The following is a 6,722-nucleotide window of genomic DNA, read 5'->3' on the forward strand; positions in this document are numbered from 1 at the left end:
AGACAATCTTACAAAAACATCTATTTGTGGAATTATCAATGTCACCCCAGATTCTTTTTCTGATGGGGGCCAGTTTTTTGCTGTTGAGGAAGCTTTGAAGCAGGCTAGAAAATTGATAGCTGAAGGAGCCACTATCTTAGATATCGGTGGAGAATCTACTCGACCTGGAAGTAGCTATGTTGAGATTAAAGAGGAAATCCAGCGTGTGGTTCCAGTCATTCAGGCTATTCGTCAAGAAAGTGATGTTCGGATTTCGGTAGATACTTGGAAGAGTCAGGTGGCAGAAGCGGCTTTACGAGCTGGGGCCAATATAGTCAATGACATTACAGGCCTCATGGGTGATGAGAAGATGGCAGAGGTGGTTGCGAGGGCTGGAGCTCAGGTGGTTATCATGTTCAATCCAGTCATGGCACGCCCTCAGCACCCTAGTTCACTCATATTTCCTCATTTTGGATTTGGAGAGACTTTTACAAAGGAAGACTTAGCAAACTTTGAACAACTACCAGTAGAAGAATTGATGACAGCCTTCTTTGACCGTGCTCTAGCAAGAGCGGAAAAAGCAGGAATTTCGAAAGGAAACATCATGCTGGATCCTGGGATTGGCTTTGGCTTGACCAAAAAGGAAAATCTCATCCTCCTACGTGATCTTGGAAAATTGCACAAAATGGACTATCCTATCTTTTTAGGAGTTTCTCGTAAGCGCTTTGTCATCAATATTCTGGAAGAAAATGGATTTGAAGTCAATCCAGATACTGAAGCTGGCTTCCGCAATCGTGATATTGCTTCGGCTCATGTGACCAGCATTGCTGCTAGACAAGGTGTGGAAGTGGTGCGCGTGCACGATGTAGCCAGCCACAAGATGGCAATCGAAGTTGCATCAGCCATCCGTCTGGCAGACCATGCGGAAAATTTAGATTTGAAACAATATAAATAACATGAATAAAAACGAAACGAACCAGTGGATAGCAAACTACCGGACAGATCAACCGCATTTTGGTCTGGAGAGGATGGTGGAGCTATTAGCCTTACGTGGCAATCCTCATCTTAAACTCAAGGTTATCCATATTGGTGGAACCAATGGAAAGGGCTCTACTATAGCCTTTTTGAAGAATCTGTTGGAAAAGATGGGACTAAGAGTTGGTGTCTTTAGCTCTCCTTATCTGATTCATTATACCGATCAGATTGTCATTAATGGGGAATCTATCCCAGAAGCGAGATTAGAGTCCTTGATGGCGGATTATCGTTCACTACTTGAAGGAGAGCATGCTCAAGCCTTGCAAGGAACGACAGAATTTGAGATTATCACTGCTATAGCTTATGACTATTTTGCTTCTGAGCAAGTCGATGTGGCGATTATGGAAGTTGGTATGGGCGGACTTTTGGATAGTACCAATGTCTGTCAACCTATCCTAACAGGCATCACGACTATCGGATTAGACCATGTAGCGCTTTTAGGGGATAGCTTGGAAGCCATAGCAGAGCAGAAAGCAGGGATTATCAAGCAAGGAGTTCCTTTAGTGACAGGACACATTGTCCCAGAAGCCTTGTCGGTTATCGACCAGATTGCGAAAGCGAAACAAGCTTCTAGGCTTGCTTATGGGGAAGATTATCAAGTTAGCCATCATGAGAGTGTGGAGACGGGCGAAATTTTTGATTATTCAAGCTCAGTCAGACAAGGTCGTTTCCAAACAGGATTGCTTGGTTTGCACCAGATAGAGAATGCAGGGATGGCGCTGGCCTTGTTAGATAGCTATTGCAAAGAGACTGGTCAAGAATTGCCAGATAATGCTTTAGTGGCTCAAGCTTTGGAAGAAACAAGCTGGCCTGGACGTTTGGAGGTTATTTATAGGGAACCCTTGATGATTTTAGATGGGGCCCACAATCCCCATGCCATCAAGGCCTTGTTGGCTACCTTGAAAGAACGCTTTACGGACTATCAGAAGGAAATCCTCTTTACTTGTATCAAAACCAAGGCCTTGGAGGATATGTTGGACTTGCTAGAAACTTTGTCCAATACTAAGATTACACTAACTTATTTTGAGGATAGTCGGGCGACGGATGAAAAAGTCTTGAAAGAGATGGCTGATTCTAGAAATCTCAACTACCAAAGTTGGCAGGAATTTCTAGACAAAAAATTATCAGAAAATGAAGAGAAAAAAACAGTTAGGATTATCACGGGCTCATTATACTTTTTAGCCCAAGTGAGAACCTACCTAATGGAGAGGAAAAATTAGAATGGATACACAAAAGATTGAAGAAGCTGTAAAAATGATTATCGAGGCAGTTGGTGAGGATGCAAATCGCGAAGGCTTGCAGGAAACACCAGCCCGTGTCGCTCGTATGTACCAAGAGATTTTTTCAGGTCTTGGGCAAACTGCAGAAGAGCACCTGTCAAAATCCTTTGAGATTATCGATGACAATATGGTAGTGGAAAAGGATATCTTTTTCCATACCATGTGTGAACACCACTTTTTACCATTTTATGGTCGAGCTCACATTGCCTATATCCCAGATGGGCGTGTAGCAGGTTTATCAAAGTTAGCTCGTACGGTGGAAGTTTACTCTAAAAAGCCACAGATTCAAGAGCGTTTGAATATCGAAGTTGCTGATGCCTTGATGGAGTATTTGGGTGCTAAGGGAGCTTTTGTTGTCATTGAAGCAGAGCATATGTGTATGAGCATGCGTGGTGTTCGAAAACCAGGAACTGCGACCTTGACTACAGTAGCTCGTGGTCTATTTGAGACAGATAAGGATCTTCGGGATCAGGCTTATCGTCTCATGGGACTTTAAAAAATCCGCCTTAAGCGGATTTTTCTAGAAAGGACTAGTTATGGATCAACTGCGAATTAAAGACCTAGAAATTTTCGCCTTTCATGGACTCTTTCCTAGTGAGAAGGAACTGGGGCAGAAGTTTGTCGTTTCAGCCACCCTATCCTATGATATGACCAAGGCTGCGACAGACTTGGATTTAACTGCTTCTGTCCATTACGGAGAACTTTGCCAGCAATGGACGACATGGTTTCAGGAAACGAGTGAGGATTTGATTGAAACAGTAGCCTACAAACTAGTAGAGCGTACTTTTGAGACCTACCCTCTCGTTCAAGAGATTGAGCTGGAACTAAAAAAACCTTGGGCACCTATCCATCTACCGCTGGATACTTGTTCAGTAACCATCCACCGTCGCAAACAGCGGGCCTTTATTGCCTTGGGCAGTAATATGGGGGATAAGATGGCTAATCTCCAGCAAGCGATTGACCAAATGCAAGCTCGTGGCATCCACATTCTCAAAGAGTCTAGTGTCTTGACGACCGAGCCTTGGGGTGGTGTGGAGCAGGATAGCTTTGCCAATCAAGTTATTGAAGTGGAAACCTGGTTGCCAGCTCCAATCTTGTTAGAAACCTTGTTAGAGATTGAATCAGAGATGGGACGGGTTAGAGAGATTCATTGGGGACCTCGCTTGATTGACCTGGATTTGCTTTTTGTAGAGGACCAGATCATCTATACAGACGACCTCATCTTGCCTCATCCTTATATTGCTGAACGCCTCTTTGTTCTAGAATCACTCCAAGAAATAGCTCCGCATTTCATCCATCCAACACTGAAACAACCGATCCGCCACTTGTATCGTCAATTGGAGAAAGAAAATGCCTAAGTTTTTCGAAACTTATAGTAAATGGAAAAGTCTAGGGGAAGGAATGCTAGCTATTATCCTCGGTCTTCTCTTGATTTGTTTTGGACAGATTGTACCGAGGCTTGGTTATCAACTCTTGATGGCCTACTTTTCCTTGTCGACTGTTTGGCATTTATTGACACGATGGTTTCAGGAAAAGTCCCGTAGAGAAAATATTTTTGTAACCATAGCCAAGTTAGGACTTTCTGTCATTCTATTTGATTCAGTCATCCTGCAAGGGATAGCCCTCTATGTCTTAGTCATTGCTATTGGAAGTTATCAATTGTTTACAGGTTTGATTAGCCTGATTACCTGGTTGATTTACCGAAATAATCATATCCATCCGAGGCTCAATTACTTATTTGATGCTTTGTGGATGATGGGATTTGGTCTCTATAGTATCTCCCCTTTTCATGATGCAACAAATTTTGAATTGCTCTTACTTGGTTTTTACTTACTGATGTTAGGGGCAAGTAGTCTCAGAGATGGTTTCTTTTTTGAAAAAGGAATCCGTAATCCTAGGCTTAAGCGGAAGATACGAATGACCCTGCCCATTTTTGTAACAGCTCTAATTCCTATCAATACCCTACGTCGATTGAATAAATGGTTTTCTAATCATGAGTCCGAAGAAGGGAAAGTACATTCAGAGAGAAAAAATGATCAGACAGTTGATATGGAAATTTTTATCCATACTTCAGAATCCTCTTTCTTTTTAGCCATGGGGCATGTGGATATCTGCTATCAAGGTCAGGTTATTTCCTATGGTTCTTATGATCCGCACTCGGAGCGTTTATTTGGGATGATTGGGGATGGGGTTTTATTTAAGGCTAATCGAGAAAAGTATATCGAACTCTGTAAGAGAGAAAGCCAGAAAACTCTCTTTGCCTATGGCTTAAGCTTGTCTGAACAACAGAAAGAAGCAATCGAGGAACAACTGAGAGAAATTGAAGAACTCTTAATTCCTTGGGAACCAAGCTCTCAACTCATGAAAAGAAGAGAAGGAGAAATCAAGCATACCTACTCTTATCAGCTGAAACACGAGGCTGATGCCGCTCTTTATAAGTTTAGTTCGTCTAAGTTTAAGACCTATTTTGTTCTCAGTACAAATTGTGTCTTATTGGCTGACTCTATCGTGGGTAAAGCTGGAACAGACATTCTCAGCCCCCAAGGATTTATCGTCCCAGGAACTTATCAGGATTATCTTGATTTAGAATATACCAAACCAAGTGGTATAGTAGTCAGTCGTTCTATTTATTAGAAAAAAGAAAACTCTAGTTTCCTAAGTATTTACAGAGGAGACTAGAGTTTTTAAAATAGGTCATTTTCTTCTGGTAGGAGAATGCTTTCCTTCCCATCCATATCTAGCACCAGAACTTTAGGTGGGTAGAGTGGGTCAAAGGGATGGTTGAAGTCGAAGTCAATCGTTGTTGGAAGATGTTGACTAGAAAAACGAAAAGTAATGGAGCCTTCATTATTCAAAAGCCGAAATTCCAATTCATCTTCTAGATCAAAAACATGCTTTAAAAAATGATCGATTATATACCAGATTGAATCGATAACATCGTCGGGTAAATTGGTCACTACACCGAAACTAGCGCATCGTCTATGAGAATCTGTAAAAGCCATCCCTATCTCCTAATTGATTTTTTTATTATCATACTGCAAACTGCTAGAAAAATCAAGAAAAGTCAACTACCTTTAAAAAGATGGGAATGATTTTGAAATTTTTTCAACGAATCTTCATCAAATGCTTGAAAATGCTTACAATTAGTGGTAAAATGAAAACAGTGGAATCGTGAAAACAAAATTTTCAAAGTAGAAAGGAAACGGAATGAACACAGATGATACAGTAACAATTTATGACGTTGCCCGAGAAGCGGGAGTGTCAATGGCAACTGTCAGTCGTGTTGTCAATGGCAATAAGAACGTCAAAGAAAACACCCGTAAAAAAGTCCTAGAGGTCATTGATCGTCTTGACTACCGCCCTAATGCAGTAGCTCGTGGTCTAGCAAGCAAGAAAACAACAACAGTTGGAGTTGTTATTCCAGATATCACAAACACTTATTTCTCTACCCTTGCTAAAGGGATTGACGATATCGCGGAAATGTACAAATACAACATCGTCCTTGCTAACAGTGATGAGGATGATGAAAAGGAAGTATCTGTGGTCAATACTCTCTTTTCTAAACAGGTGGATGGCGTTATCTTCATGGGTTATCATTTAACTGAGAAGATTCGCTCAGAGTTTTCACGCTCACGCACACCTGTGGTTCTTGCAGGAACAGTTGACATAGAACACCAACTTCCAAGTGTCAATATTGACTATAAACATGCTACTGTTGATGCAGTCCGCCATCTCTTGAAACGAAATAAAAAAATTGCCTTCGTTAGTGGACCATTAGTGGATGATATTAATGGCAAGATTCGCTTAGCTGGTTACAAAGATGCTTTGAAAGAAGCGGGAATTAACTACAGTGAAGGTCTTGTTTTTGAATCAAAATACCGTTATGATGATGGTTATGCCTTGGCAGAACGCTTGATTTCTTCTAAAGCAACAGCAGCGATTGTAACAGGTGATGAATTAGCGGCAGGTGTTTTGAACGGACTTGCTGACAAGGGAGTTTCTGTACCGGAAGACTTTGAAATTATCACCAGTGATGATTCACAAATCGCGCGCTATACTCGTCCAAACCTAACCACCATTGCGCAACCTTTGTATGATCTTGGTGCTATTAGTATGCGTATGTTGACGAAGATTATGCATAAGGAAGAGTTAGAAGAGCGTGAAGTTCTTTTGCCACATGGTTTGGTAGAACGTCATTCAACTCGTAAAGATTAACAAAAAGAGGTCGGGATAAAAATCCCGACCTCGCTTTTTAGTAGTAAAAACTTTTTGATCAATGGTTCAAGCATCAAGTTGGTGGTAGAAGGCTTGCGGGGGTGACTAGAAAACAAGACTTGATCTAGTAATTTCTATCTCACCGACTTTTTTATACTCAATGAAAATCAAAGAGCAAACTAGGAAACTAGCCGCAGGCTGTACTTGAGTACG

7 protein-coding genes are annotated in these 6,722 nt (G+C 41.4%); 6 read left to right on the plus strand and 1 reads right to left on the minus strand.

Annotated elements, in window-relative coordinates; all coding sequences use genetic code 11:
* From folP to ADM33_RS05400, 5 genes are all read left to right on the plus strand, one after another.
* Window positions 1-934 (plus strand): dihydropteroate synthase (folP, locus tag ADM33_RS05380; RefSeq protein ID WP_049503570.1); only part of this gene is annotated, 934 nt, incomplete at its 5' end.
* 1 nt (window position 935) lies between these two features.
* The gene (locus tag ADM33_RS05385; protein WP_049503572.1) at window positions 936-2,234 is read left to right on the plus strand and encodes a bifunctional folylpolyglutamate synthase/dihydrofolate synthase; all 1,299 of its coding nucleotides are present in this window, start codon (window positions 936-938) and stop codon (window positions 2,232-2,234) included.
* A 1-nt stretch (window position 2,235) separates the two neighbouring features.
* On the plus strand, window positions 2,236-2,790 hold the full coding sequence (gene folE, locus ADM33_RS05390) for a GTP cyclohydrolase I FolE (RefSeq protein WP_000380927.1): 555 nt from the start codon (window positions 2,236-2,238) through the stop codon (window positions 2,788-2,790).
* Window positions 2,791-2,830: 40 nt separating this feature from the next.
* Window positions 2,831-3,652, plus strand: a complete 822-nt coding sequence (folK, locus tag ADM33_RS05395; RefSeq protein WP_049503574.1) for a 2-amino-4-hydroxy-6-hydroxymethyldihydropteridine diphosphokinase — start codon at window positions 2,831-2,833, stop codon at window positions 3,650-3,652.
* A complete protein-coding gene (locus ADM33_RS05400) occupies window positions 3,645-4,928 on the plus strand; it encodes a hypothetical protein (RefSeq protein ID WP_049503576.1) in 1,284 nt (427 codons plus the stop codon). The genes folK and ADM33_RS05400 overlap by 8 nt, the downstream gene beginning before the upstream one ends.
* 50 nt (window positions 4,929-4,978) lie before the next feature.
* Here ADM33_RS05400 and ADM33_RS05405 read toward each other — a convergent pair whose 3' ends face one another.
* Window positions 4,979-5,296 carry a DUF960 domain-containing protein gene (locus ADM33_RS05405; protein ID WP_049503578.1) on the minus strand — a complete coding sequence of 106 codons (318 nt, stop codon included), beginning with the start codon at window positions 5,294-5,296 and terminating at the stop codon, window positions 4,979-4,981.
* Window positions 5,297-5,501: 205 nt separating this feature from the next.
* On the opposite strand from ADM33_RS05405, the gene ccpA reads away from it, so the two are divergent.
* Entirely contained in the window at window positions 5,502-6,509 is a 1,008-nt protein-coding gene (ccpA, locus tag ADM33_RS05410) for a catabolite control protein A (RefSeq protein ID WP_049503580.1), read from the plus strand.
* The last annotated feature ends 213 nt before the right edge of the window (window positions 6,510-6,722 follow it).

Origin of the sequence: Streptococcus oralis, assembly GCF_001075875.1 — a bacterium.
Taxonomy (GTDB): Bacteria; Bacillota; Bacilli; order Lactobacillales; family Streptococcaceae; genus Streptococcus; species Streptococcus oralis_I.

What these genes read in the sequence shown, in the direction of transcription:
- ADM33_RS05400 (WP_049503576.1), top strand. Translation starts at nt 3,645, where the DNA reads ATGCCTAAGTTTTTCGAAACTTATAGTAAATGGAAAAGTCTAGGGGAA.
- ADM33_RS05385 (WP_049503572.1), top strand. Translation starts at nt 936, where the DNA reads ATGAATAAAAACGAAACGAACCAGTGGATAGCAAACTACCGGACAGAT.
- folK (WP_049503574.1), top strand. Translation starts at nt 2,831, where the DNA reads ATGGATCAACTGCGAATTAAAGACCTAGAAATTTTCGCCTTTCATGGA.
- ADM33_RS05405 (WP_049503578.1), bottom strand. Translation starts at nt 5,296, where the DNA reads ATGGCTTTTACAGATTCTCATAGACGATGCGCTAGTTTCGGTGTAGTG.
- ccpA (WP_049503580.1), top strand. Translation starts at nt 5,502, where the DNA reads ATGAACACAGATGATACAGTAACAATTTATGACGTTGCCCGAGAAGCG.
- folE (WP_000380927.1), top strand. Translation starts at nt 2,236, where the DNA reads ATGGATACACAAAAGATTGAAGAAGCTGTAAAAATGATTATCGAGGCA.